Annotated in this window: 23 protein-coding genes; 17 read left to right on the forward strand and 6 right to left on the reverse strand. The window is 63.6% G+C overall.

Features of this window, described 5'->3' with window-relative positions:
- The first annotated feature begins 75 nt into the window (after positions 1-75).
- The gene (locus V1289_RS29015) at positions 76-1,281 is read left to right on the forward strand and encodes an ABC transporter substrate-binding protein (RefSeq protein ID WP_334400971.1); all 1,206 of its coding nucleotides are present in this window, start codon (positions 76-78) and stop codon (positions 1,279-1,281) included.
- On the opposite strand, the gene V1289_RS29020 is transcribed toward V1289_RS29015, so the two are convergent.
- Positions 1,282-2,793: a hypothetical protein gene (locus V1289_RS29020; protein WP_334400973.1), complete on the reverse strand. Its 1,512-nt coding sequence runs from the start codon at positions 2,791-2,793 to the stop codon at positions 1,282-1,284.
- Between the two features lie 410 nt (positions 2,794-3,203).
- Here V1289_RS29020 and V1289_RS29025 point away from each other — a divergent pair, with 410 nt between their 5' ends.
- Entirely contained in the window at positions 3,204-3,878 is a 675-nt protein-coding gene (locus tag V1289_RS29025; protein ID WP_334400974.1) for a TetR/AcrR family transcriptional regulator, read from the forward strand.
- Positions 3,879-3,968: 90 nt separating this feature from the next.
- The gene (locus tag V1289_RS29030; protein WP_334400977.1) at positions 3,969-4,397 is read left to right on the forward strand and encodes an OsmC family protein; all 429 of its coding nucleotides are present in this window, start codon (positions 3,969-3,971) and stop codon (positions 4,395-4,397) included.
- Between the two features lie 109 nt (positions 4,398-4,506).
- Here V1289_RS29030 and pyk read toward each other — a convergent pair whose 3' ends face one another.
- Together pyk and V1289_RS29040 are read right to left on the reverse strand one after the other, a co-directional pair.
- The gene (pyk, locus tag V1289_RS29035) at positions 4,507-5,943 is read right to left on the reverse strand and encodes a pyruvate kinase (RefSeq protein ID WP_334400979.1); all 1,437 of its coding nucleotides are present in this window, start codon (positions 5,941-5,943) and stop codon (positions 4,507-4,509) included.
- The gene (locus V1289_RS29040; RefSeq protein WP_074273202.1) at positions 5,940-6,545 is read right to left on the reverse strand and encodes a DUF1036 domain-containing protein; all 606 of its coding nucleotides are present in this window, start codon (positions 6,543-6,545) and stop codon (positions 5,940-5,942) included. Before V1289_RS29040 ends, pyk begins: the two co-directional genes overlap by 4 nt.
- A gap of 246 nt (positions 6,546-6,791) precedes the next feature.
- Here V1289_RS29040 and V1289_RS29045 point away from each other — a divergent pair, with 246 nt between their 5' ends.
- From V1289_RS29045 to V1289_RS29055, 3 genes are all read left to right on the forward strand, one after another.
- Complete coding sequence (locus V1289_RS29045) at positions 6,792-7,094, forward strand: DUF1244 domain-containing protein (protein WP_334400981.1); 303 nt, start codon at positions 6,792-6,794, stop codon at positions 7,092-7,094.
- Between the two features lie 340 nt (positions 7,095-7,434).
- Positions 7,435-7,707: a DUF2312 domain-containing protein gene (locus V1289_RS29050; protein WP_074273204.1), complete on the forward strand. Its 273-nt coding sequence runs from the start codon at positions 7,435-7,437 to the stop codon at positions 7,705-7,707.
- A 98-nt stretch (positions 7,708-7,805) separates the two neighbouring features.
- Positions 7,806-9,572, forward strand: coding sequence for an adenylate/guanylate cyclase domain-containing protein (locus V1289_RS29055; protein WP_334400984.1), 1,767 nt, complete (start codon positions 7,806-7,808; stop codon positions 9,570-9,572).
- Positions 9,573-9,739: 167 nt separating this feature from the next.
- Here V1289_RS29055 and V1289_RS29060 read toward each other — a convergent pair whose 3' ends face one another.
- The 3 genes from V1289_RS29060 to V1289_RS29070 form a co-directional block, all read right to left on the reverse strand.
- Entirely contained in the window at positions 9,740-11,347 is a 1,608-nt protein-coding gene (locus V1289_RS29060) for a DUF882 domain-containing protein (RefSeq protein WP_334407725.1), read from the reverse strand.
- Positions 11,348-11,614: 267 nt separating this feature from the next.
- Positions 11,615-13,789, reverse strand: coding sequence for a L,D-transpeptidase family protein (locus V1289_RS29065; protein WP_334400986.1), 2,175 nt, complete (start codon positions 13,787-13,789; stop codon positions 11,615-11,617).
- 348 nt (positions 13,790-14,137) lie between these two features.
- Positions 14,138-15,637, reverse strand: coding sequence for a sigma-54-dependent transcriptional regulator (locus tag V1289_RS29070; RefSeq protein ID WP_334400988.1), 1,500 nt, complete (start codon positions 15,635-15,637; stop codon positions 14,138-14,140).
- Between the two features lie 139 nt (positions 15,638-15,776).
- Between V1289_RS29070 and V1289_RS29075 the strand changes: the two genes are divergently transcribed.
- From V1289_RS29075 to V1289_RS29125, 11 genes are all read left to right on the forward strand, one after another.
- Positions 15,777-17,666, forward strand: a complete 1,890-nt coding sequence (locus tag V1289_RS29075; protein WP_334400990.1) for a M3 family oligoendopeptidase — start codon at positions 15,777-15,779, stop codon at positions 17,664-17,666.
- A 74-nt stretch (positions 17,667-17,740) separates the two neighbouring features.
- On the forward strand, positions 17,741-18,013 hold the full coding sequence (locus tag V1289_RS29080) for an AbrB family transcriptional regulator (protein ID WP_334400992.1): 273 nt from the start codon (positions 17,741-17,743) through the stop codon (positions 18,011-18,013).
- Positions 18,010-18,396: a type II toxin-antitoxin system death-on-curing family toxin gene (locus V1289_RS29085; protein WP_334400994.1), complete on the forward strand. Its 387-nt coding sequence runs from the start codon at positions 18,010-18,012 to the stop codon at positions 18,394-18,396. The genes V1289_RS29080 and V1289_RS29085 overlap by 4 nt, the downstream gene beginning before the upstream one ends.
- Positions 18,397-18,492: 96 nt before the next feature.
- Positions 18,493-18,645 (forward strand): aa3-type cytochrome c oxidase subunit IV, encoded by a 153-nt coding sequence (locus V1289_RS29090; RefSeq protein WP_074273212.1) that lies wholly within the window; start codon positions 18,493-18,495, stop codon positions 18,643-18,645.
- Positions 18,646-18,782: 137 nt separating this feature from the next.
- Entirely contained in the window at positions 18,783-19,910 is a 1,128-nt protein-coding gene (locus V1289_RS29095) for a Re/Si-specific NAD(P)(+) transhydrogenase subunit alpha (RefSeq protein ID WP_334400997.1), read from the forward strand.
- An 11-nt stretch (positions 19,911-19,921) separates the two neighbouring features.
- Positions 19,922-20,239: a proton-translocating transhydrogenase family protein gene (locus tag V1289_RS29100; protein WP_309179824.1), complete on the forward strand. Its 318-nt coding sequence runs from the start codon at positions 19,922-19,924 to the stop codon at positions 20,237-20,239.
- 43 nt (positions 20,240-20,282) lie between these two features.
- Complete coding sequence (locus tag V1289_RS29105; RefSeq protein WP_334400999.1) at positions 20,283-21,680, forward strand: NAD(P)(+) transhydrogenase (Re/Si-specific) subunit beta; 1,398 nt, start codon at positions 20,283-20,285, stop codon at positions 21,678-21,680.
- 17 nt (positions 21,681-21,697) lie between these two features.
- Entirely contained in the window at positions 21,698-22,504 is an 807-nt protein-coding gene (locus V1289_RS29110) for an alpha/beta hydrolase (RefSeq protein WP_334401001.1), read from the forward strand.
- 55 nt (positions 22,505-22,559) lie between these two features.
- The gene (locus V1289_RS29115; RefSeq protein WP_334401003.1) at positions 22,560-23,657 is read left to right on the forward strand and encodes a calcium:proton antiporter; all 1,098 of its coding nucleotides are present in this window, start codon (positions 22,560-22,562) and stop codon (positions 23,655-23,657) included.
- Positions 23,658-23,704: 47 nt separating this feature from the next.
- Positions 23,705-23,989, forward strand: coding sequence for a cupin domain-containing protein (locus V1289_RS29120; RefSeq protein WP_074273218.1), 285 nt, complete (start codon positions 23,705-23,707; stop codon positions 23,987-23,989).
- Positions 23,990-24,258: 269 nt separating this feature from the next.
- Positions 24,259-25,248 carry a hypothetical protein gene (locus V1289_RS29125; RefSeq protein ID WP_334401005.1) on the forward strand — a complete coding sequence of 330 codons (990 nt, stop codon included), beginning with the start codon at positions 24,259-24,261 and terminating at the stop codon, positions 25,246-25,248.
- The last annotated feature ends 1 nt before the right edge of the window (position 25,249 follow it).

Consider the following 25,249-nt stretch of genomic DNA (forward strand, 5'->3'; position numbering starts at 1 on the left):
TCAGGAGAGCGCGGACGAACCGCGCCGGCCGCGGTCGCCATTTGAGCGCGGCGAAATAAACGGGGGGAGGCGTCGATGCGTTTCGTCACGAGACTTGGCGCGCTGAGCGCGCTGGCGGTGCTGACTTTGCCTTGGGCCTCAACCGCCGCCGAAATCCGCGGCGTCACCGCGACCGAAATCAGGATCGGGCAGACCATGCCCTACAGCGGGCCGGTGTCCGCGTTCGGCGCGCTCGGCAAGGGCGAGGTCGGCTATTTCAGGATGATCAACGAGCGCGGCGGCATCAACGGCCGCAAGGTCAATCTGATCTCGCTCGACGACAGCTACGCGCCGCCGAAGACGGTGGAGCAGACGCGGCGGCTGGTGGAGAGCGACGAAGTCGCGCTGATCTTCTCCTCGATCGGCACCGCCCACAACACCGCGATCGCGAAATATCTGCAGGCCAAGAACATCCCGCAATTGTTCATCGGCTCGGGCGCCTCGAAATTTGCCGACCTGACGCAATACCCGCAGGCGACGTTGGGCGTGCAGGGGCCGTTCCGCTACGAGGCGCGGCTTTACGCGCGCTATGCGCTGGCGAAAAATCCGAATGCCAAATTCGCCGTCATCTCGCAGAACGACGATTTCGGCCGTGATTATCTGTTGGGGCTGAAGGACGTGCTCGGTGAGAAATACGATTCGCTGGTCACCGGCGCGACCTACGAAATATCCGATCCGACCATCGACTCGCAGATCGTCAAGCTGAAGGCTTCCGGCGCCGATCTGTTCGTGATCGCGGCGACGCCGAAATTCGCCGCGCAATCGATCCGCAAGGCCTACGAGGTCGGCTGGCGGCCGATGATTTTCCTCTCCAACGTCGCGGTCTGGGTTTCGACCGTGATGGAGCCCGCGGGGCTGGAGGCCGGCATCGGCATTCTCTCCACCGCCTATGTGAAAGACCCCGACGATCCCGCCTGGAAGGACGATGCCGGCGTCAAGGGGTGGCGGGAATTCATGACCAAATACGTGCCCGAGGCCGACCAGCACGACACCAACTACGTCAATTCCTACAACAGCGCGATGGCGCTGGAGGCCGTGCTGAAAGCCTGCGGCGACGATCTGTCGACCGAGAACATCCTGAAGCAGGCCTATTCGATTCACGATCTGGAATTGCCGATGCTGCTGCCGGGCATCAAGATCAATACCTCGCCGACCGACCACGTCCCGGTCGATCAGATGCAGTTCATGCGCTTCAGCGGCAAGAGCTGGGAGCGTTTCGGCGAATTGCAGACGGGGAATTGATTAGCGGGGCGATTCCGGCACCGAGGATTGCGTGGTCCCTGGCCGGTCGTCGCGGACATGGATGACCGCGATGTCATCCGCATACAGCCGCTTCCAGCCCGGCAGGTGATCCAGCAACTTGGTTGCGGGCAGCGTCGGATTCAGCAGGGTGGCATCGATCCGGTACGTCTCAAGCAGGCGCAGCAGGAGATCGACGTCCTTGGCCTCGATCGCATCGAAGTAATCGATGACGAATTGTTCGCCGTACAGTTCGGCGCGGCCGTCGATGAAAGTCTTGATGTCGCGGGAAAGCAGATAGCCGCCAAACGGAGCCGTGCTGAATATCCGCTGCGCCTGCCGTTGCTTGAGGACGTCGACCGCGGCGACCGGGGTCTGGGCCTCGAAGAACGAAAACGGATGATGCGCGGCGAACGTCTTCGTGGAAGCCCATCCCGCGACGGCGACCGCGAGCGCGGCAAGCATCACGACACGGGACCGGGACTGGAGTTCTCGAACGACGGCAGTTTGGCCCGTTCCCAGTTGCTCGGCAAACGGCTTGGCCAGAACCAGCGGGGCCAGGAATGCGAAGACCTCGATGTTCCTGACATGCGACAGGGCCATCCAGATCAGGCCCAACAGCAGCAGGATTCTCGGCACCGACAGCACCAGCCCTCGAAAGAAGGCGAGGCCGATCAGCCCGAGCAGCGCGACTTCGAAGAAGCTGATGGAGCCGAAATTGGCCGGCATCCACTCCCAGATCAGCGTCAGCAGCTTGCCCAGGCTGAGAATTTTCACGGCGCCCAGCAAGGTGTTCCAGCCATAGGGCGTACAGCAGCACGCGGCAACGGCGGCAAGGCCGAACAACGCCCAGCGCGCGGCCAGCGCAACGCGGCGCCTGGGTTCGCAGCACCACACCGCTTCCAGTCCGATCGGTCCGACCAGCGCCAATCCCAGAACGAAGCCGCCATGGAGGTTGGCCCACAGCGCCAACACCGGCAACAACAGCCACGACGGCTGATCGCGACGATCCGCGGCCGCCATCAGCCCGCCGATAAAAGCCACCATCGCCGGGAACGCCAACATGTGCGGGCGCGCCAGGAAGTGCGTTGCCGACATCAGCACCGCCAGCGTGACAATCAGGATCGAGCGTGCCGGGTCGATATATTCCTCGAGCAGATAGATGAAGATCGCAACCGTCACGCCGATCGCGAGCGAGGTCAGGACAACCGGCCCGGCCCAATCCATCGATCCATAAGCGACGGCAAACAGCACCTGCGAGAGCCAGGAACTCGACATCCAGGGCTCGCCAAACCGGGTGAACGAATGAACGTCCGTGTAGGGCATGGCGCCATGCTCGACGATCCACTGCCCGATCCTGATCTGCCAGAGGGTGTCGGAATCCCGCAGCAGGATCTCGCCCATCGACAAAAACAGCAGATAGGCTCCCGCACCGGCAAGGAGCGGTACCAGCGCTCGTGCGAAGCTGCGGATATTGGCGCCGTTGGCGATCGGGTTAGCGAAGGAAATGGACATCTGCATCTTGTCTGGGTGGGACAGGCGCAAGGGATGGCGCCGGGGCTCCGCTACTCGACCACGGCCACCATACACTCCGGTAAAATTGCGCGCGCGAGCGCGGGAAAATGACGATGTTTGGCGAAGGAGGAGTTAACCGAACCGCTCAGTGATTTCGGAAGATAAAACTCAACATTTTTGCGCTGTTCCGCGCAGCGGCTGGGTCGCCCCGAATCCGGCAGGGATGCCGTGGGACCCGGAAGCCTGCGATATCCTCCAGGCTGTCATATTTGCTTTGCGTCTTGTCATCCGGCCTGAATAGTTGTTCACTTCTTCAAAGCGATTGGCGCTCAATCGCTCAAAACATTGAAGATGCGCGCGTTCTGCCCGCCAATCGGGGGCAACCGCGCCGGGGACGGGGGAAACGCGCCATGGTGTACCGGCGAACCCATCAGGTGGTGAAGCGGCTGGCGGCGCGGCGCAGCGCCATTCTGGCAGCGGCGCGGAGTGCCGCCGCCGACGGCGGCATGGCCGCGGTGCAGATCGCGCCGGTGGCGGTTCGCGCCAACGTCGCGGCCGGCACTGTCTACCGTTATTTCCCCTCCAAGGCCGACCTGATTTCGGAGCTGATCGCGGAAGTCTCGCGCGACGAACTGGCCGCGATCCGCCGCGCCGCGGATGCGGCGCCTGGCCCCTCGTCGGCGCTGGCCGCCGCCGTCACCACGGTCGCGGTGCATGTGCTGTCGGAGCGCAAGCTCGCCTGGGGCATTCTGGCTGAGCCGGTCGATGTCGATGTCACGGCTTCAAGGCTCGCCAGCCGCCGCGAAATATCCGGAGAGATCGGAACGCGGATCGATGCCGCGGTGCGCGCGGGCCATCTGCCGGCGCAGGACACCGCGCTTGCGGCCACCGCCCTGCTCGGTGCACTGCATGAATCGCTGGTCGGACCGCTGGCGCCGGACCATACCGACGATTCCGCGAAACTGCGCGACGCGGTCCAGACCGTGACGCTGTTGGCGCTGCGCGCGGTCGGCGTGATGGACGCCCGCGCCCGCGGCCTCGTGGTGCAGGCGGTGCTGCCGGCGAAGGCGCTGGTCGGGGCCTAAAAAATCATCAGTCGGCGACACTCCTTTGACGCAACCTTTCGTCAGGTTACGCGTGATCGATACCTCCATCGGTGATTAAGGGAGCAACAGATGACGACGACATCCGGATCGGCCAAATGGAAGGGTGGTATCAGGGACGGCAAGGGCGCGATCTCGACCAAGAGCGGTGCGCTGCAGGACTATCCCTACGGTTTCGCCAGCCGCTTCGAGGGCAAGCCGGGCTCCAACCCGGAAGAACTGATCGGTGCGGCCCACGCCGCCTGCTTCACGATGGCGCTGTCGCTGATCCTGGGCGAGGCCAAGCTCACTGCAGAACACATGGAAACCAGGGCCGACGTCACGCTCGAAAAAGTCGGCGAGGGTTTTGCCATCACCTCGGTGCATCTCGCCTTGACGGCAAAGATTCCCGGCGCTGATAACGCTAAGCTTCAGGAACTGGCCGGTATGGCCAAGGCCGGTTGCCCGGTGTCGAAATTGCTGAATACGAAGATCACGCTCGACGCGATACTGCAGGGTTAGCTGTCATGCCGGGAGCGCGTCGAAGACGCGAACTACGATGCGCAATTGCGCATCTGAGGTTCAAGCTGACTCGTGCCCCGGAATGACGGTGCGGGCATCTACGGCGCCGTCACATATCCACGTCGCTGCCGGATCCGACGGAGGCGATGCGCACCATGTTGGTGGTGCCGGGGATGCCGAGCGGCACCCCGGCGACGATGATCACGCGCTGGCCGGCTTTGGCGAAGCCATCCCTGAAAGCGATCGAGCCGGCGCGGTTGACCATGTCGTCCTGGTCGTGCGCGTCTTCCGCGACCACGCAATGCACGCCCCAGACCGCGGACAGCTTGCGGCCCGTCGAGATGTTCGGCGTGATGGCGACGACCGGCGGCTTCGGCCGCTCGCGCGCCACCCGCAATGCGGTCGATCCTGAACTGGTCCAGCAAATGATGGCCGACAGATCGAGGGTCTCGGCAATCTGCCGCGCGGCGTCGGCGATGGCGTCGCCGACGGTCGGCTCCGGCTCCGCGCGCTGCGCGTTGAGCACCCCGCGATAAGTCGGATCGCGCTCCACTTCCTCGCCGATGCGGTTCATGGTCGAGACCGCCTCGACCGGAAATTTGCCGGCAGCGGACTCGGCCGACAGCATGATGGCGTCGGCGCCCTCATAGACGGCGGTGGCGACGTCCGAGACTTCGGCGCGGGTCGGCACCGGAGCCTGGATCATCGATTCCAGCATCTGCGTTGCCACCACCACCGGCTTGCCGGCGCGGCGCGCCATCCGCGTCATTTGCTTCTGCAGGCTCGGTACCCGCTCCAGCGGCAGTTCGACGCCGAGATCGCCGCGCGCCACCATCAACGCGTCGGCCGCCTCGATGATTTCGGCAAGCCGGTCGATCGCCTGCGGCTTTTCGATCTTGGCCATCACGGCGGCACGGCCGCGGATCATTCTCTTGGCCTCGAGGACGTCCTCGGCGCGCTGCACGAACGACAACGCGATCCAGTCGACGCCGGTCACCAGCGCGGCTTCCAGATCGGCGCGGTCCTTGGGCGTCATCGCCGAGAGCGGCAGGTCGGTGTCGGGCAGGCTGACGCCCTTGCGGTCCGACATCTTGCCGCCGATCACCACCCGCGTCACGGCGCGCTCGGGCGAGGTCTCTTCCGCGATCAGCCGCACCTTGCCGTCGTCGAGCAGCAGCGCATGGCCGGGCCGCAGCGCCGCCAGGATTTCCGGATGCGGAAGGTGGACGCGGGTCTCGTCGCCGGGCGTCTTGTCGGAATCGAGCACAAAGCTCCGGCCGTTATGGAGTTGGACTGCGCCGTCGGCGAACGACCCGAGCCGCAGCTTCGGGCCCTGCAGATCGACCAGGATGCCGATCGGCCGGCCGTAACTGCTCTCGACATTGCGGATGGTCTTGACCAGTTCGCGCATCTTGTCGTGCGGGGTGTGGCTCATATTGATGCGGAACATGTCGGCGCCGGCTTCGAACAGCTTGCGGATCATCGTGCTGTCGGAAGAGGCGGGGCCGAGGGTCGCGAGGATCTTGATACGACGCAGACGTCTCATTGCTTGCTTCCGGGTGCTGCGGCTGGTGGCAGACCAGACGCGCCCGGAGGCGTTCCGCCCGGCGAGTTGGGCAGGCCCTGAGGAAGGCCGCCGGGCCCCGTTGGGCCGACGGTGCCAGGAATTCCCGGTACCCGCTGCGCCGGTTGTTCATTGGCTTCGGTCAGTTGCACGGTCCAGGCTCGCTGTTCGCCGGTATCGACCTCGAAGAAGCCGGTGCGGTCGAAACCGCGCGCCAGGCAATTCTCGGTGCCCTTGATGGTGAATTCCTTGTCGCGCGAGCACATGAAGGCCTGCCCCGACCATTCGCCGCCGCGGTCGTAGTCGAGGGCGTAGATATAATAGTACCGTGCGATAAGCGTTCCGCGCAGCAGCGTCTCGCAGCTGCGCGATGACACGTTCCACCAGCCCTCGGTGGTCCAGCCCTCCGCGTCCTTGTAGCCGAGCGCGATGCCGACCCGGCTCGCGGTGTTGTTGCAGAGACGAAAATCAGCCGCCGCCGAACTGTTCCACAGGCACATCACCGCAAACGCCAGCACCGGCATCAGTCCGGCGGTCAGGCGAGCGGAAAGGGGGGTGGAAGGCAGAGAATCTTTTGCAGTCATGCAGCGAAGCTATATCAAATGATTGACGATTTCGCCTGGGCCCGGTGGGAACCGGCTGGGAGGCTGTCTCCCACCTCGGGGGCCAAAATACCACCGATAACATCCAGTTTTGCGCGCGGATGTGGCAAAATCTGTGACAATTCCTACCTGATATCAATATGCTCGATTTGATTGTTGGAGCCTGGTCCTGAGGGCCGATCTGCCCCGTTTTCCGGATCATGCTCGCCAAACCGCGGGATCACGGCCATGACGATTGACGACAAAACCAGAACGGAACTTGAAGCTGCGGTTTTCCGGCGTCTGGTCGAGCATCTCCGCTCCCGCACCGACGTCCAGAACATCGACCTGATGAATTTGGCGGGATTCTGCCGCAACTGCCTGTCCAACTGGATGAAGGAAGAGGCCGACGGCAAGGGCGCCGCCATGAGCAAGGACGAGAGCCGCGAGGCGGTCTACGGCATGCCCTATGAGACCTGGAAGTCGAAATTTCAAGGCAGCGCCAGCCCCGCGCAGCTCGAAGCGATGAAAAAGGCCCAGAGCGGGCACTGAATCTTTATCCTTCCGCTCTTCTCCAGCGTCCCGTCATGGCCGGGCTTGTCCCGGCCATCCACGTCTTCTTCCTTTAATGTCGCCAAGGCGTGGATGCCCGGGACATCTAGCGCGAAGACGCGCTTCGCGCTTCTGCCCGGCCATGACGACTGGGGTTTCCCCGGATGCAGCTTCCGCTCATCCGGCTACGACCTTCCTGTGGGCGCGCTGTGGATGAATGCGTTGTTGCCTTGACGCAAGGCACCGCACTCTTGAGGGTCAAACCGGAAAAGCGCCGCGCGGCAAAGCGTGCGGCGCTTGATCTTTCAGCCTCATCCGTCAGTTCCCTCAGGAGTACCCGATGGCCACCTCTGCCGCCGCCGTTCAGGACGAACCCGCGACGAAATTCGCAAAAGACCAGCTCAAGGCCATCATCGAGCGCATCGAGCGGCTGGAAGAAGAAAAGAAGACCATTTCGGACGATATCCGCGACGTCTATGCCGAAGCCAAGGGCAACGGCTTTGACGTCAAGGCGCTGCGCACCATCGTCCGCCTGCGCAAGCAGGACGCCAACGAGCGCGCCGAGGAGGAGACCATTTTGGAAACCTACATGCAGGCGCTCGGGATGCTGTGAGGCGCCGGCGGCGAGCCGTTTCCGGCGCATGCCAGCTTGGGCAACGGCCTCGCATCTGTTAGACTGCCGGCCATCTGCTCGGTCAAGGAACCGTAGAGATGGACGTGCCTGGACCAGAGCGCAGGCTCGCAGCGGTCCTTGCCGCCGACATGGTCGGCTACAGCCGACTCATGGAGGTTGACGAGACGGGTACCCTTGCGCGTCTCAAGACCCATCGGATCGAGCTCATCGATCCGGCGATCGCGAAGAACCACGGCCGCATCATCAAGACCACCGGCGACGGAATGCTGGTCGAATTCCATAGCGTCGCCGACGCCGTCCTGTGCGCGGCCGAGGTTCAGCGCCGGATGGCGCGGCGCAATGCGGACGTCGCGCCGGCGCGATGGATCCAGTTCCGCATCGGCATCAATCTGGGCGACGTGATCGTCGAGGACAACGACATCTTTGGCGACGGCGTCAACGTGGCGGCGCGGCTCGAAATGCTTGCCGAGCCGGGTGGCATCTGTATCTCGGGCGCGGTGCGCGATCAGGTCGGTAACCGGCTGGACGACGTCGCATTCGAGGATCTCGGGGACCAGAGTGTCAAGAACATCGCCCGTCCGATCCGTGTCTTCCGGATTCGGCTCGATGCGGATCCAAAAGCCTTGCCAGAGGGTGCGACGCATGCTGCGGCGGCGGCAGCGTTCTCCAAGAAGCCGTCCATCGCCGTGCTGCCGCTCGCCAACATGAGCGGCGATCCGGAGCAGGAGTTCTTCGCGGACGGCCTCACCGAGGACATCATTACGGAGCTGTCACGCTTCCACGACCTGCTCGTCATCTCGCGCAACTCAACCTTCGTGCACAAGGGCAAGGCGGTGAACGTGCAGGAGGTCGCGCGCGAGTTCGGCGTCGACTACGTGCTGGAAGGGAGCGTGCGAAAAGCAGGTAGTCGCATCCGTGTCACCGTACAGCTGATTGACGCAGAGACCGACCGGCACATTTGGGCCGAGCGCTATGACCGCGAGCTCGAGGATATCTTCGCGATCCAGGACGAGATGACCCGCGCAATCGTCGCGACGCTCCCCGGCCGGGTCGAGGCCGCCACGCACGACCGCGCGAAACGCAAGCCGACCGACAGTATGGCGGCTTATGAGTGCGTGCTGGCTGCCAAGATTCGGCACCACCGCTCGACACGGGAGGACAACGCCGAGGCGCAGCGCCTGCTCGAGCGTGCCCTCTCGCTCGACCCGAACTATGCTCATGCTCACGCCTGGAAGGCATGCGTACTGGGCCAGACCTGGGTCTATGACTGGTGCGCCGATCGCGATGCCACCTTCCAGCAGGTGGCGGCGGAGCTGGAGATAACGCTGGCGCTCGACGACAATGACAGCGACGTGCACCGGATTCTCGCCGCACTGAATCTGAACCGCGACGACCATGACAAGGCCGCGTATCACCAGGAGCGGGCGCTCGCGCTCAACCCCAACTACGACCTCGTTGTCGTGCAGCAGGGCGAGCTCTTGACCTGGCTGGGGCGGCCGGAGGAAGGCATCGACTGGATCAAGAAGGCGATGCGCCTCAACCCCTACCATCCGGAGCGCTTCTGGAGCCACCTCGGGCGCGCCTGCTATTGCGCCGAGAAATACGCCGAAGCCGCCGAGGCCTTTTCGCGGATCACGCGGCCTGACCACACGCATCATGCCTTCCTCGCGGCCACGTTCGCGCAGATGGGCAACCCGGTAGCGGCCACCGCGCACGCGGCAGAGACGCTAAAGCACGAGCCGAAATTCTCGACGGCTGCCTACCTGGGCACCCAGCACTACAAGCGCGAAGTCGACCGCGAGCGTCATCAGGCCGGTCTCCTCAAGGCGGGCCTGCCGGCCTGACGCCGCGGTGCGGAAACGCGGAAGGAAAATGAAATTGTCCTGGACATTGTCTTGGGCGCCGGCAGGCGGCGCAGGGGGGCGTCCGACACCGTGCGCCAACGACAGAACACGTCGTATGGATTCCTGCTTTCGCGACGACGATTCAGACTGTGTGGAAGCAGCAGGGCTTAGCGCAGCGACGCGGTGCGCAGCACGAACGACTGGGTCGCGAGCTTGGCGGTGGCCGATCCGGTGAAGCGGTCGCAGACGATCCCCATCATCGGATCGTCCGAGAACGTCATCGCGATCGAGGCCTGCGGCTTGACGAAGAAGGCGCGCATCAGGGTCATGTCGGTATCGCCCATCACCGTGGTCGACATCGCGTCGCTCGCGCTCGGCGCCAGCATCACGACTCGCATCCAGACATCGTTGCCCTTGGCGGCCGATATCCGGGTCGATGTCGAGATCACGCTGCCCTGACCCTGCGGGCCCTTGGCGACGACCGTGTTGATCTCGGTCGCGGCGGCGGCATTGTGCGTCGGCCGGACGCTGTGCGGGATCGCCGCGGAGGCCGCGACGACGTTGGCGCGGTCGACCGGCGAGGTGGCGGCCGGTGCATAGGCGAGCGCCCTCTTGAAAGCCTCGGAAACGCTGGCGGTCGGCTGCGGATCGGCGGCGCCGATGGCCGCGCGGGCGTTGAGGGCGGCGACCTGCGCCGGCGTCGCCTGGTTCGGCGCGGCGGGGATGTCGCCCCAGAAGCCGCGGGCGTTGATGATGTCGGCCGGGCTCTGCGGTTGCGGCTCAGCCTTGTCCGCAGCAGCCTGCCTGGTCTCCGGCCCGGACTTCGGCGCCGGGACGATCTGCGCGTCGGCCGAGGCCAATTGCAGGGTCGCTGTGACCTGCGGCTTAGAGCGCGGCATCGGTACGGCGTCGGCAGGCTTGGCATCGGCGGATTTTGCGGATGCGGCGGCAGCCACGACGGTCGCCGGTGCCGGTTTGTCGGCCACAGCGGTAGCGCCGGCTTCCTCGTCGTCGTCGCTCGACTTGCCCCGGAACAGTCTTGCAAACAGGCTCGGCTTGCTCACGGTCGCGGCGTCATCGCCGCGCTTTTCGATGTCGGCCAGCGCGAGCTCATAGCCCTTGAGCGGTTTGCCATCGGAGGGAACATGCACGGTGCGGCCGTCCGGGAACACCCGGGCGAGCTGGTCGTGGTTCATGCGCGGCCAGTGACGGATGCTGCCGGTATCGAGATGGACGAACGGCGATCCCGAGGTCGGATAGAAGCCGACGCCGCCGCGCTGCAGCCTGAGCCCGGCAAAGCGGATCTGCTCCAGCGGCACGTCCGGGATGTAGAAATCCATGGCGTGGCCGAGCATGTGCTGGCTGAAGCGGGCCACGCCCGAAGAGCGGCGGCGGAGCATGGCGTTGGTGGCGGGGGAGCGGTAGGAGGAGATGATCTGGATCGGCTTCTTGCCGTCGACGTCGCGGTAGACTTCCCAGAGGATGTCGAACAGATGACGATCCATCGTGGTCTGTTCCTGGCTGCGCCAGTCGCGGAGAAAGTGATTGAGCTGCTTCAGCGCTTCTTCGTCGTAGCGCCCGTCACGCTTGAAGGTGACGGTCAGGTCTTCGTCGGAATGGGTGTGATGGAAGGAAAGCGTGCGGGTCTCGTTCAGCGCGGTCGCATCGTGCACCGACCCGGCTCCGGCGAGGAGCAACAGGGAAGTCAGGCCGATTTGATATCCGGCCTTCGGTAGCGACAGCGGATTGAATTGGCGTGCGAGAACAGCCAGCACTATGAGCCCACCCAGTCGACGAGCGATCAATGAGCTCTTCCGCAAAAACCCCAGCGAAAGAGGATGAACGCTTTCTTAAAGCGAGAGGGTTAACCGAAGTTTACCTTCCCGCCTCCCAAGTTAGGCTTAACCTAACCCGTCGAGTGTGGCGAAAAAGTGCCCGGTGCCGAAACCGAGACCGATAATGGTTAACGTAAACGATCTCGCCCAGCGGGCAAAATCGTTGATTTTGTTTAAAAATTCAGGCTGTCCGCGACCAGCGAGGGGTTAACGGGTGATCACCCGCCGCGGCTGCTGGCGCCGGCCAACCGGAGCCGGGGGCGTCGGCGACCCGCCGCCGAACAGCCGCTCGAAGAACGACGGACCGGAAGAGCTGTTGTCGCTGGCGAAGCTGACGCCGGCCGGCAGGATTGGACGGCCGCCACCACCGTAGCTCGGCTGCGAATGCGCCATCACGTTTTCCAGATCCTTGCTTCGGCCGCCCTTGAGCATCGACAGCATGGTGGCATCGCGGCCGTAGACGTCCTTGCGGATCTGCAGCCTGCCGGCATCATCCACGAAGGCGGTCTGATAGGTGATGTTCACCGGGATCGGCGTCGCGAATTTCAGGTCGATTTCGCTCGAGCCATACATGCTGCGGATCTTCTCCGGCGTGTAACGGTCGTTCGGCTGCTCGATGTTCATCAACACCGAGGCGTATTGATCCGGATTCTGCACCCGCATGCAGCCATGGCTGAAGGCGCGATCTTCCTTGGCAAACAGATTCTTGTCCGGGGTGTCGTGCTGATAGACCAGGAACTTGTTCGGGAAGTTGAAGCGAATGCGGCCGAGCGCATTGGCTTCGCCGGGCGGCTGCGAGATGTGGACCGAGCCGTCGCGATTCTGCTCAAGCTTTAGTCCCATACGCTGCAGGACGGTCGGGTCCTGCTGCAGGGCAGGCAGATATTCGTTGTAAACGATCGACGGCGGCACGTTCCAGGTCGGGTTGACCGTGATGTACTTCATCGTCTCGGTCAGCAGCGGGGTGGCGTGCTGGCCCGGCTTGCCGGTCACCACGCGGGTGGTCCAGACCTGCCCGCCGTTCTGCATCACCTTCAGCGTATAGTCCGGGATGTTCAGGATGACATAGGCGTTGCCGATCGATGACGCGCCGAGCTGGCGCGGCAGCCAGCGCCAGCGCTCCATGTTGACGATCACGGTGTCGATCTGCCTGTCGCGCTTCGGGCTGTTGATCGCCTTGACGGTACGGTCGTCCAGGACACCGGTCGCCTTCAGTTCGGCGCCTTCCTGGAACTTGCGCACGGCCTCGGCGACCTTGGCGTCGTAATGCGTGTCATCAGCGTTTTCGCTAACGCCGAGCTTGGCCCGCAGCTGCGGCACGCGCGAATCTTCCGGCGCCACGGCCGGCTGCTTCTTGGTACCGGGCTTGAAGACAAGCGCCGGGCCGTCGGCGATCTGGATCGCCGCGCCTTCGCCCTGGCCGCGCAGTTCAGCGAGCTTGGCCTTCAATTCCTTGTAGAGCTTGTGCGGCGGGTTGTAGCCATCGAGCGCTGCGGAAGCGTCATTGGCCGTCGTCACATGCGCCAGCACTTCCGCCGGATCGGTCGGATGCTCCGGATAGAGGATGTCGGCCGAGACCTGCGACCAGTGCATCCGGCCGCTCTGGGCCTGACGGGCATAGTCCAGCATGCTGGCGGTCAGTTTCATCTCGGCGTCGGCCAGCGCGTCCGGCGAAGTCGCGGCGGCAAAATCCGGCACCGGGTAGTCGGCGGCATTGAGGCCGTCGGCGGCGGCATCCTTCAGGCGCGCGACGACGCCCTTGCCGCTGTCGGTCAATTTGCCGGCCTGGGTCCAAACGGGCGCGTATTCGCGGGCGCCATAGAATTTCTCGACGGCGGCGCGCTCGGCCTTGCGATCGAAGTAGCGCAGCGATTTTCCGCCCAGCATTTCGCGCAATTTGTCGGCGACCGGCTGATCTTCCGGCGCCACATTGCTGGCAGCCTTCACCAGCTCCTTGGCCGGCTCGGCGGCCGGCGCGACAGCGGTCGCAGCCGGAGCGGCCGCGGGCGTTACGGTCGCGGTGTCGCTTGCTTTGGGAGCTGGCGCAGGAGCGGTAGCGGTTTCGGTTGGTTTGGGCTCGACTGACTTCTCGGTGGTTTTCGTCTCTGGCGCCTTCTCAGTCGCTTCAGTCGCTTTGGGTTCTGCCGTTTTGCCGGCGTCTGGCACCAATGCGGTAGTGTCGATCTTGAAATCACTTGCGGTGGGCGGCGGGACGTTTGCCGGTTCGGGACGCGGGATTGCCGCATCGATCGCGAGTTCTGCGGCGCTGGCGTGGGGCGTATCCTGGGCCAGGGCAGAGGTCGCGGTCACCGTGAGGAAGGTTGCCGCGACGGCCATCAGCACGCGGTCAAATCCAGCACGGCTCTTCGAACAGTCACGCATCGTCACACCCCCTTGGGCGAAACTGCCCCGGCATGGAACAGTCGTTGGTCATCGTCCATCACAGCTTGCGCGAAAGCGCCGGCCTGATCGTTCAAAAGTCGGTACGCTTGTGACGCAACGCTTCAAACGCAGACGATACATGGGCCCCTCTCATGCAGCCAGCGCCATGCGGGGCAACTCACGACAAACTGACCTCGAACACACACACTTGCATTCAGGTTGCGCGGTTTTGCCACGCTCCAGGAGGTTTGTCTGTCACCGGCAAGCCACGGTTCAAATGTTCTGGAAAGCGAGATGTTCCTCGACCTCAGCGCGTCGCCGCCGGACCGCCACAATCGCGCAACCGCTTCAACTTGTGGTGTTCGCGCCGCCCTCGGCCGGATCGTCGGCGGCGGCTTCGTCGAGTTTGCGATAGAGCGTCGAGCGGCCGATCTTCAACCGCCGCGCGACTTCCGACATCTGGCCGCGGTAATGCGAGATCGCAAACCGGATGATCTCGTTCTCCATCTCCTCGAGCGGCCGCACTTCGCCGGCGCTGGTCAGCATCGCAAGGCTGCCCACGGCCGCGAGGGGCGTCATAGGTACTTCAATACCGGAACCCATGGCCGGCGCGGTCGAAGGCCCAACGATCAGGGGTTCGCTGTGCTGGACATGACCGTCCGGAACATTGTGGGCTGCGGCTTGCGGGAAATCCGCCAGGCCAAGCTGGTCGCTCTCGCTCATGACAACGGCGCGATACACGGTGTTTTCGAGCTGGCGGATGTTGCCGGGCCAATCGAGCTGCGAAAGATGCGCCATCGCCTCGCCGCTGATGCCGGTGATGGTGCGATTTTCTTCGGCGCAAAACCGCGCCAGGAAATGCCGCAACAGATGCGGGATGTCTTCGCGGCGCATCCGCAACGGCGGGATCGTCAGCGGCAAAACGTGCAGGCGATAGAACAGATCCTCGCGGAACTGACCGTTCTTGACGAGGTCGAGCAGCTTGCGGTTGGTCGCGGAAATGATGCGGACGTCGACCTTCACCGGCTTGCGGCCGCCGACCGCTTCAACCGTGCCTTCCTGCAGCGCGCGCAGCAGCTTCACTTGGGCGGCCAGCGGCAATTCGCCGACCTCGTCGAGAAACAGCGTGCCGCCGGTGGCTTCGACGAATTTGCCCATGTGGCGTTCGGTGGCGCCGGTGAAGGCGCCCTTCTCATGGCCGAACAGGATCGACTCCACGAGATTGTCGGGGATCGCGCCGCAATTGACCGCCACGAACGGCTTTGATTTGCGCTCGCCGCTGCCGTGGATGGCGCGGGCGAACAATTCCTTGCCGACGCCGGATTCGCCCTCGATCAGCACCGGAATGGTGGAAGAGGCCGCCTTCTGCGCGGTGCGCAGCACGGCGGCCATGGTTTCGCTGCGGGTGATGATGTCGGCAAAGGTCAGCCGGCCCTCGCGGCTGTGCCGGATGCGTTGCAATTCGCCCTTCAGCGCCGAGGTATTGAGCGCGTTGCGCAGCGACACCTGCAGCCGTTCGAAGCTGGCCGGCTTGACTACAAAATCCTGGGCGCCGGCGCGCATCGCGGACACTACATTGTCGATGCCGCCATGCGCGGTCTGCACGATGACGGGGACGCTCAGGCCGGCTTCACGAATTTTTGCGAGCACGCCGAGGCCATCGAGGCCGGGCATGACCAGATCGAGCACCACGGCGTCGATCTCCTGGCCGTCCGGTGCAGTCAGTAAGGCTACGGCCGCGTCGCCGCTGGCGACGACGACGGCCTCGTAACCGCATTTCTGCACCATGTTTTCAACCAAACGGCGCTGTACGGCGTCGTCGTCGGCAATCAAAATGGAGGCAGCCATGGTTTTCCCCGCGCGTTACGACTATCTGTCTCGAATCGGGGCACTGTCGCCGATGCCGATTAACGCCCTCTTAAACCTTGCCGTCCCGCTTTCATTCCACCGTCGCAGCTTCTCTGATTGAACACAGGTTTCGAACAAGATGACCTCGCGCTCCTCGTCAGCTCTCCGCAAGTCGACCGCTCAACGCAAATCCACCGCCAAGAAAGCTTTGTCCAAAGTTTCGACCAAACCCGCGGCCAAATCTGCAACCAAGCCGGGCAAATTGCCGGAATGGAATCTGGCCGATCTCTATTCCGGTATCGACGCGCCGGAAGTTACGCGTGATTTGCAAAAGATGGATGCAGATTGCGTCGCGTTTGAGACCGACTACAAAGGCAAGCTTGCGGAACACACCGCAAAAGAAGACGGCGGCAAATGGCTGGCCGAAGCGGTCAGGCGCTATGAGGCGATCGACGATCTCGCCGGCCGGCTCGGCTCCTATGCCGGCCTTATTCATGCCGGCGACAGCGTCGATCCCGCCATCACCAAATTCTACGGCGACGTTGCCGAACGGATGACCAATGCGTCGGTGCATCTGTTGTTTTTCGCGCTCGAACTCAACCGTGTTGACGATAGCGTGATCGAACGCGCGCTGCAGACGCCCGAGCTTGGGCATTACCGGCCGTGGATCGAGGATCTGCGCAAGGACAAGCCGTATCAGCTCGAGGATCGCGTCGAGCAGCTGTTCCACGAAAAATCCCAGAGCGGCTATGCCGCCTGGAACCGGCTGTTCGACCAGACCATCTCCGGCCTGCGCTTCAAGGTCTCGGGAAAAGAACTGGCGATCGAGCCGACGCTCAACCTGCTGCAGGACCGCGCGCCGGAAAAGCGCAAGGCGGCGGGCCAGGCGCTGGCAAAAACCTTCAAGGACAATGAGCGCACCTTTGCGCTGATCACCAACACGCTCGCCAAGGACAAGGAGATTTCCGATCGCTGGCGCGGTTTCCAGGACGTCGCCGATTCCCGGCATCTGAACAACCGCGTCGAGCGCGAGGTGGTCGATGCGCTGGTCGGTTCGGTTCGCGCGGCCTATCCAAAACTGTCGCATCGCTATTATGCGCTGAAGGCCGGTTGGTTCAAAAAGAAGAAGCTCGCGCATTGGGATCGCAACGCGCCGCTGCCGTTCGCGGCCACCGGCACCATCGCCTGGCCCGAGGCGCGCAACATGGTGCTCACCGCGTACCGCGGCTTTTCCGCAGAGATGGCCGATATCGCCGAACGGTTCTTTACCGATCGCTGGATCGACGCGCCGGTGCGGCCGGGCAAGGCACCGGGCGCCTTCTCGCATCCCACCACGCCCTCGGCGCATCCCTATGTGCTGATGAATTATCAGGGCAAGCCGCGCGACGTGATGACGCTGGCGCATGAACTCGGCCATGGCGTGCATCAGGTGCTGGCGGCCAAAAATGGAGCGCTGATGGCGCCGACGCCGCTGACCTTGGCCGAGACCGCCAGCGTGTTCGGCGAAATGCTGACCTTCAAGCGGCTCCTGGCGCAGACCAAAAACTCAAAGCAGCGCCAGGCGCTGCTCGCCGGCAAGGTCGAGGACATGATCAACACCGTGGTGCGGCAGGTCGCGTTCTATTCGTTCGAGCGCGCGATTCACACCGAGCGGAAGAACGGCGAACTGACCGCCGAGCGGATCGGCCAGATCTGGCTCAGCGTGCAGGGCGAGAGCCTGGGCCCTGCGATCGACATCCGCCCGGGTTACGAAAATTTCTGGATGTACATCCCGCACTTCATCCACTCGCCGTTCTACGTCTACGCCTATGCGTTCGGCGATTGCCTGGTGAATTCGCTCTACGCGGTCTACGAGAACGCCTCCGACGGCTTTGCCGAGCGCTACCTCGCCATGCTCGCCGCCGGCGGCACCAAACATTATTCCGAACTGCTCAAGCCGTTCGGGCTCGATGCCAAGGACCCCAAATTCTGGGACGGCGGGCTGTCGGTGATTTCGGGGATGATCGACGAACTGGAGGCGATGGGCTGAGGGTTCCCGCGTAAAACATCTGTTGAACGGAGAGGTAAATTCCGTTATACATTCCGTATAACGGAGATTTGGCCATGAGCGAACGATCGAAAATTGCGCCTGATACCCGTGGCCGATTAATCGGAACAGTCGAGATCAAGAAGATTGGCAATTCTTCGGGGATTATCCTCTCGAAGGATGTAATGGCTCGAATGAATGTCAGCGTTGGCGATACGCTTTATGCGACACTTACGCCCGACGGTGGAGTTCGACTAACTCCCCACGATCCGGATTTCGAGAAGGCGATGGAAGTCGCGCGGCGTGGCATGAAGCGTTACCACAATGCCTTGGCCGAGCTTGCCAAATGACCGAGCCGTTTTGGCTCACCCGCCAAATGATTGTTGCGATCCACGATGAGCAACTCACGATCCACGGTGGCGCAAGCGGTTTGCGAGACGAGGGCATGCTCGAATCTGCTCTCGATCGGCCGAAAAACAGGTGGTCCTGTGAGCAGGCTGAGCTGCCCGAACTGGCGGCGGCCTATGACTTTGGGATCGCGCGCAATCATCCGTTTGTAGACGGCAATAAGCGCACCTCGCTGCTGGCGCTGTACACCTTCCTGGGCGTGAACGGCGTTGATTTTATCGTGCCTGAAGCGGAGGCGGCGGCCATGATCTTTTCCCTTGCCGCCGGCGAAGTGAGCGAGGCGAGCCTGACCCGCTGGATCAGGGATAATTGGCCTTCCGAATGACCCGATAAGTAGCCAATACGGGCTCGCCCGGCGTTGCCCTCCGAACCACTTTGCGGTATTTCGACGCCAGATTTCGAACTTTGACTGGGGATACCGATGGCAGAGCATAACGAAGTGGCCTACACGACCGCTGATGGCAACGATTATCCGGCCCATGAGCAGACCTATGAAGGTTTCATCATGCTGGTGAAATACGGCACTGCCGCCGTCGTCATCATCGTCGCCCTGATGGGCTTCTTTCTCACTTGATCCATCGCTGGCCGCGCCGCCGGATCCGGCGGCGATCCGAAAAATTGCATCTCATCCGGTTGCGAAACCGGTATCCAAGCTGGCGAAAATAACGCTAGTTTGATTGTGCGCGCGCCCCTCGCGCCGCCGGAGGCCCCATGAAGATTGCCGTTGCCAAGGAAATCGATCCATCCGAGCCGCGGGTCGCCGCTTCCCCCGACACCATCAAGAAGTTCAAGGCGTTGGGCGTCGATATCGCGGTCGAACCGGGCGCTGGGCTCAAGTCGGGCCTGCCGGATTCGGAATTCACCGCGGCCGGCGCTACCGTCAGCGCGGACGCGTTGAAGGATGCCGACATCATCATCAAGGTGAAGCGGCCCGAGGCCAGCGAGCTTGCCCAGTACAAGCGCGGCGCGCTGGTCATCGCCATCATGGATCCCTACGGCAATGAGGCCGCGCTGAAAACCATCGCGGATGCCGGCGTCTCGGCGTTTGCGATGGAATTGATGCCGCGCATCACCCGCGCCCAGGTGATGGACGTGCTGTCGTCGCAGGCGAACCTCGCCGGCTACCGCGCGGTGATCGAAGCGGCCGAAGCCTTTGGCCGTGCGTTTCCGATGATGATGACTGCGGCCGGCACCATTCCTGCCGCCAAAGTGTTCGTGATGGGCGTCGGCGTCGCCGGCCTGCAGGCGATCGCGACCGCGCGGCGGCTCGGCGCCGTCGTCACCGCGACCGACGTGCGGCCCGCAACCAAAGAGCAGGTCGAAAGTCTCGGCGCCAAATTCCTTGCGGTCGAGGACGAGGAATTCAAGAACGCCCAGACCGCCGGCGGCTACGCCAAGGAAATGTCGAAAGAGTATCAGGCCAAGCAGGCCGCGCTCACCGCCGAACATCTCAAGAAGCAGGACATCGTGATCACGACGGCGCTGATCCCGGGGCGCCCGGCGCCGAAACTCGTCAGCGGCGAGATGGTCAAGTCGATGAAGCCGGGTTCGGTGCTGGTCGATCTCGCGGTCGAGCGCGGCGGCAATGTCGAGGGCGCCAGGCCCGGCGAGATCGTCGACGCCGACGGCGTCAAGATCGTCGGCTACACCAATGTCGCCGGCCGCGTCGCGGCATCGGCGTCGAGCCTGTACGCCCGCAACCTGTTTTCATTCATCGAGACCCTGATCGACAAGCCCAACAAGTCGCTCGCGGTGAACTGGGACGACGAACTGGTGAAAGCCACCGCGCTGACCAAGGACGGCGCCGTCATCCATCCGAATTTCCAGCCGAAGGCCTGAGGAGAGAAGCCATGGAGCATGTAGCCCAAGTCGTTGATCCCTTTACGTTCCGGCTGTCGATTTTCGTCCTCGCCGTGTTCGTCGGCTATTTCGTGGTGTGGTCGGTGACGCCGGCGCTGCATACCCCGCTGATGTCGGTGACGAATGCGATCTCCTCGGTGATCGTGGTCGGCGCGCTGCTCGCGGGCGGTGTCGGCATGGTCAGTGGCGGCAGCGGCTGGGCGCGCGGCTTTGGCTTCATCGCCCTGATCTTCGCCAGCGTGAATATCTTCGGCGGCTTCCTTGTCACCCAGCGCATGCTGGCGATGTACAAGAAGAAGGCCAAGTGAGCGGCGTGCACCTCGGGGTGACGAAGATAAAGGGGGACCTGAGATGAACGCCAATCTGGCTGCAGTTTTGTATCTCGTGGCGGGTGTGTTGTTCATCCTGTCGCTGCGCGGGCTGTCCAGTCCGGCCTCATCCCGGCAGGGCAATTTCTTCGGCATGATCGGCATGGTGATCGCGATCGCGACCACGCTCGCCAGCCATCCGCCGTCCGACGCCATGTCCTGGATCCTGGTCGTGGCCGGCATCGCGATCGGCGGCAGCATCGGTGCTGTGATCGCGCGGCGGGTGCCGATGACCTCGATGCCGGAACTGGTCGCCGCGTTCCATTCGCTGGTTGGCATGGCCGCGGTGCTGGTCGCCGCCGGTGCCTTCTATGCTCCGGAAGCCTTCGACATCGGCACCCCCGGCAACATTCATGCGCAGAGCCTGGTCGAAATGTCGCTCGGCGTCGCCATCGGCGCGCTGACCTTCACCGGCTCGGTGATCGCGTTCCTGAAACTGTCGGCCCGCATGAGCGGCGCGCCGATCATCCTGCCCGGACGCCACATCATCAACATCGCCCTGGCCCTGGCCCTGGTGTTCTTCATCGTCGGCCTCGTGCTCTCCGGCAGCGCGCTCGACTTCTGGCTGATCACGATCATCGCGCTGGCGCTCGGCGTGCTCATGATCATCCCGATCGGCGGCGCCGACATGCCGGTCGTGATCTCGATGCTGAACTCCTATTCCGGCTGGGCCGCGGCCGGCATCGGCTTCACGCTCGGCAATTCCGCGCTGATCATCACCGGCGCGCTGGTCGGCTCGTCCGGTGCGATCCTGTCCTACATCATGTGCCACGCGATGAACCGTTCCTTCATCTCGGTTATCCTCGGTGGTTTTGGCGGCGAGACGGCGGCAGTAGGTGGCGGCAGCGGCGATCAGAAGCCGGCCAAGCTCGGCTCGGCCGACGACGCCGCCTTCATCATGAAGAACGCCTCCAAAGTCATCATCGTGCCCGGTTACGGCATGGCGGTGGCGCAGGCCCAGCACGCGCTGCGTGAAATGGCCGACACGCTGAAGAAGGAAGGCGTCGAGGTGAAGTACGCGATTCACCCGGTCGCAGGCCGCATGCCCGGCCATATGAACGTGCTGCTCGCCGAGGCCAACGTGCCCTATGACGAGGTGTTCGAGCTCGAGGACATCAACTCCGAATTCGCCCAGGCTGACATTGCTTTCGTGATCGGCGCCAACGACGTCACCAACCCCGCCGCCGAGGACGATAAATCCTCGCCGATCTACGGCATGCCGGTGCTGCAGGTGTGGAAGGCGGGCACCGTGATGTTCATCAAACGCTCGCTGGCCTCGGGCTATGCCGGCATCGACAACCCGCTGTTCTATCGCGACAACACCATGATGCTGCTCGGCGACGCCAAGAAGGTCACCGAGAACATCGTCAAGGCGATGTAACCCACCGACGGGAAATCATGACCGCCCTGAAATGGCTGCTGATCATCGTTTCGGTCGGCTATGCCTGCGGTCTGGCCGTGCTGTTCCTGGTGCAGCGGGCGTTCCTGTTTCCGGTCCCGCAAACGGCGCGCACCTCGCCGGAAGCGGCCGGCTTTCCGGAAGCCGAAGAGCATATCCTGACCACGGCCGATGGCGAGAAGGTCATCGTCTGGCATGTGCCGGCGAAGCCGGGTCATCCGGTGGTGCTTTATTTCCACGGCAACGGCGATTATCTCGCCGGTTTCTTTGGCCGCTTTCGCGATCTGGTCTCGGACGGGACCGGCATCGTTGCCCTGTCGTATCGCGGCTATGCCGGCTCGAGCGGAAAACCGAGCGAACGCGGCGTGCTCGCGGATGCCGCGGCGGCTTATGCCTTCACGACGGCGCGCTATAGCGCGGACCGGATTGTGGTCTGGGGTTTTTCGCTCGGCACCGGTGTCGCGGTGGCGGTGGCGGCCGAACAACCGGTTGGCAGGCTGATCCTTGAGGCGCCCTATACGTCGATCGTGGACGTCGCCGCCGCGGCGTTCTGGATTTTTCCGGTGCGGCTGGTGATGCTGGATTCCTTTCGCTCCGACCGGCGGATCGCGCGGGTCAAAGCGCCGCTCCTGATCATGCACGGCGCGCGCGATCCCACGATTCCGATTGCCTTTGGCGAACGGCTGTTCGCGCTGGCGCACGAACCGAAGCAGTTCGTCCGCTTCCCCGAAGGCGGCCACAACGATCTGGACAGTTTTGGCGCGAGTGAGGTAGCGCGACAATTCATCAATGCAGCGAAAAGCTGACGGCCGCGATTGTTTGGCGCATAGTCCGCGCGCAGGATTTTGAGGATTTGGTTGCATGAGCGCACACGGCCCGATGCCGCGATCGGCATGGATTTTTCCGGCACTGGCGGTGCTGCTTTTTGTCGTCGCCAGCGCGCTCGGACTGACGTTCGCGCCGTCGGCCGGCGGGCTGGCGTTCGCGGCGGTGCTGCTCGCGATCATTTTCGGCACTGTGTTTGCGGCCGTCCATCATGCCGAGATGATCGCCGAGCGGATCGGCGAGCCCTATGGCACGCTGCTGCTGACGCTGGCGGTCACCAGCATCGAAGTCGCGCTGATCGCGACCATCATGCTCGGCGACAAGCCGGTGCCGACCTTGGCGCGCGACACGGTGTTCGCGGTCGTCATGATCGTGTGCAACGGCCTGGTCGGCATCTGCATCTTCATCGGGGGCTTGCGCTACCGCGAGCAGGACGTTCAGGTCTCCGGCGCCAACGTCTATCTCAGCGTGCTGTTCGTGATGGCGACCATCACGCTGATCATGCCCAATCATACGCTGACGACGCCGGGGCCGGTCTATTCGGCGGCCCAGCTTGGCTTCGTCAGCGTCGTCACCCTTCTTCTCTACGGCGTGTTCCTCTACACCCAGACCATCCGCCATCGCGATTATTTCATCAGCGGGAAGGCCGGTGCCGGGGATGACGGAGCGCCGCTGTCGAACGGCATGCTGGCGCTGAGCATTGGGCTGCTGCTGGTCTCACTGCTGGCGGTCGTACTGCTGGCGAAGAAATTTTCGCTCGTGGTCGATGTCGTCACCGCGATGATCGGCGCGCCGCCGGCCTTCGCCGGTGTGCTGGTGGCGCTGTTGATCCTGCTGCCGGAGAGCGTCGCGGCGGTCGGCGCCGCCCGCAAGAACGACCTGCAGAAGAGCATCAACCTCGCGCTCGGCTCGTCGGTGGCGACCATCGGGCTGACGGTCCCGGCGGTCGCGGTGGCCGCCTATGCGCTGGACAAGCAGCTGGTGCTGGGACTCGACGCCCAGGAGACGGTGCTGCTGGTACTGACCTTCATCATCAGCATGCTCACCTTCGGCACCGGGCGCACCAACATCCTGTTTGGGCTGGTGCATATGGTGGTGTTTGCCGTATTCGTGTTCCTGGTATTCGTGCCGTAATTACCTGCCGTAATTGCTTGCCGTAGTTCCCTGGAGTGAACCAAACCATGCTCAGCGCCAAATCCGACGTTCAGGTCGACACCCCCGAGGTTCGCGTCACCGAGTGGCGGCTGGCGCCGGGCAGCGCCACCGGCCATCACACCCATGGGATGGATTACGTGATCGTGCCGGTGACATCGGGTGAAATGACCATCGTGGCGCCCAACGGCGAACGCTCGAAAGCGCAGCTCGGCGTCGGTAAATCCTATTTCCGGAAAGCCGGCGTGGAACACGACGTGCTCAACGAAACGGCAAGCGAAATCGTGTTCCTGGAGGTCGAGCTGAAACCGTAACCAATCGGGCATCCGCGGTTCCGCGCCTTGTCCGTACGGAACACGGCAGGTTGGGCTTTGGCGGGCCGGCGAGCCGTTCCGACTTCCAGGGGATCAGGCCGGTTACGGCCGCGCCCGACCGGCTATCCTAACCGCCCATCTTAAGCTGATCGAAACGTCTGTGACACGAAACGTTGCGGCGACCGGGCAATTGCCATCGATCCGTCGCAGTTGATCCCTCAATGTGCCTCAAAGTTCCAGCATCAAATAGCGGCGGGGAGTGGCCGGCAATGCTGAATTACCTGAAGAAATTTACGATGGACATCCTGCCGTCGGTGGCAGCGACGATTATCGGGGCCTACATCGTCAACCATTACATCGTGAGCAAACCGGGGGCCAACGCCCCTGTCGCCGCGGCCGTGTCGGCCGCCGATCCCAAAAACGATTCCAAGGCCAATCTCAAGGCCACCGCCGACAGCAAGCCGGTCGAAAAGCCCACCGAGGTCAGCAACCTCCCCGAGGCCGGCGTGAAAGCCAAGGGCATGTCGGAACGTACGCTGCTCGAGCGGTCGGCTTCCGAAAAGGCCGTGGTAATCGAGAAGCCTCAAGAAAAAGCTCAAGAAAAAGCTGAAGCAAAACCCGCCGATGTAAAGCCGGCCGACGCGCCGGCTGAGACCGCCAGCATTCCTGCCGAACCGCGCCGTCACGCGCCGGCGCCGCGCGAAAAGACGGCCGTCAGGGTCGTGCTTCCGTCGCCCGTGCAGCCCATTACGCCTGCCGTGGCCCCGGCCCCGGTCGCGGTGACGCCAAATCCCGCGCCGCCGGTTGAAGCCGCGGTTGCACCCGATGAGCACCGCGACGCCAACGATCTCGCCCGGGCCGCGATCGAGCGCCTGCGCGGCAGCAGCGACAATACGCCCCGTGCGCAGCAGGCCGCCCGTACGCCGGATGCACCGCGTGCGCCCGAGGTAGCGGGCGTTCCCGACACCCCCCGTGTCGTGACCGCGCCGGCGCTACGCCCGCTGCCGCCGCCGATCATGGTCTCGACGCCAGCGAGCCCGGCAGGCGACGCGCTCGACCAGGGGTCGCAGCCGAAGCCGCCTTATGCCGGAATCAGCGACCCGAGTCGTCCGACCCCGCCGGCCGACATTCCGCTCGTACGGCCGCCGCTCGATCTGCGCGCCGAGGCGGCCGAGCCGATGGCCAAGGAGCACACCAGCGTCGCCGACGACATGCTGTCGGCGGCGAAGTCGGTGTTCCACGCCGTCCTGCCGAAATAAC

This window comes from Bradyrhizobium sp. AZCC 2289 (assembly GCF_036924615.1).
In the GTDB taxonomy this organism is placed as follows: domain Bacteria; phylum Pseudomonadota; class Alphaproteobacteria; order Rhizobiales; family Xanthobacteraceae; genus Bradyrhizobium.

Excerpts from the sequence above, each read along its gene's own strand:
- V1289_RS29080 (WP_334400992.1), top strand. The coding sequence starts at position 17,741 with ATGAGCGAACGATCGAAAATTGCGCCTGATACCCGTGGCCGATTAATC.
- V1289_RS29090 (WP_074273212.1), top strand. The coding sequence starts at position 18,493 with ATGGCAGAGCATAACGAAGTGGCCTACACGACCGCTGATGGCAACGAT.
- V1289_RS29070 (WP_334400988.1), bottom strand. The coding sequence starts at position 15,637 with ATGGCTGCCTCCATTTTGATTGCCGACGACGACGCCGTACAGCGCCGT.
- pyk (WP_334400979.1), bottom strand. The coding sequence starts at position 5,943 with ATGAGACGTCTGCGTCGTATCAAGATCCTCGCGACCCTCGGCCCCGCC.
- V1289_RS29045 (WP_334400981.1), top strand. The coding sequence starts at position 6,792 with ATGACGATTGACGACAAAACCAGAACGGAACTTGAAGCTGCGGTTTTC.
- V1289_RS29085 (WP_334400994.1), top strand. The coding sequence starts at position 18,010 with ATGACCGAGCCGTTTTGGCTCACCCGCCAAATGATTGTTGCGATCCAC.
- V1289_RS29025 (WP_334400974.1), top strand. The coding sequence starts at position 3,204 with ATGGTGTACCGGCGAACCCATCAGGTGGTGAAGCGGCTGGCGGCGCGG.
- V1289_RS29040 (WP_074273202.1), bottom strand. The coding sequence starts at position 6,545 with ATGACTGCAAAAGATTCTCTGCCTTCCACCCCCCTTTCCGCTCGCCTG.
- V1289_RS29100 (WP_309179824.1), top strand. The coding sequence starts at position 19,922 with ATGGAGCATGTAGCCCAAGTCGTTGATCCCTTTACGTTCCGGCTGTCG.
- V1289_RS29110 (WP_334401001.1), top strand. The coding sequence starts at position 21,698 with ATGACCGCCCTGAAATGGCTGCTGATCATCGTTTCGGTCGGCTATGCC.
- V1289_RS29030 (WP_334400977.1), top strand. The coding sequence starts at position 3,969 with ATGACGACGACATCCGGATCGGCCAAATGGAAGGGTGGTATCAGGGAC.
- V1289_RS29015 (WP_334400971.1), top strand. The coding sequence starts at position 76 with ATGCGTTTCGTCACGAGACTTGGCGCGCTGAGCGCGCTGGCGGTGCTG.
- V1289_RS29125 (WP_334401005.1), top strand. The coding sequence starts at position 24,259 with ATGCTGAATTACCTGAAGAAATTTACGATGGACATCCTGCCGTCGGTG.
- V1289_RS29065 (WP_334400986.1), bottom strand. The coding sequence starts at position 13,789 with ATGCGTGACTGTTCGAAGAGCCGTGCTGGATTTGACCGCGTGCTGATG.
- V1289_RS29050 (WP_074273204.1), top strand. The coding sequence starts at position 7,435 with ATGGCCACCTCTGCCGCCGCCGTTCAGGACGAACCCGCGACGAAATTC.
- V1289_RS29095 (WP_334400997.1), top strand. The coding sequence starts at position 18,783 with ATGAAGATTGCCGTTGCCAAGGAAATCGATCCATCCGAGCCGCGGGTC.
- V1289_RS29055 (WP_334400984.1), top strand. The coding sequence starts at position 7,806 with ATGGACGTGCCTGGACCAGAGCGCAGGCTCGCAGCGGTCCTTGCCGCC.
- V1289_RS29115 (WP_334401003.1), top strand. The coding sequence starts at position 22,560 with ATGAGCGCACACGGCCCGATGCCGCGATCGGCATGGATTTTTCCGGCA.
- V1289_RS29075 (WP_334400990.1), top strand. The coding sequence starts at position 15,777 with ATGACCTCGCGCTCCTCGTCAGCTCTCCGCAAGTCGACCGCTCAACGC.
- V1289_RS29020 (WP_334400973.1), bottom strand. The coding sequence starts at position 2,793 with ATGTCCATTTCCTTCGCTAACCCGATCGCCAACGGCGCCAATATCCGC.
- V1289_RS29105 (WP_334400999.1), top strand. The coding sequence starts at position 20,283 with ATGAACGCCAATCTGGCTGCAGTTTTGTATCTCGTGGCGGGTGTGTTG.
- V1289_RS29120 (WP_074273218.1), top strand. The coding sequence starts at position 23,705 with ATGCTCAGCGCCAAATCCGACGTTCAGGTCGACACCCCCGAGGTTCGC.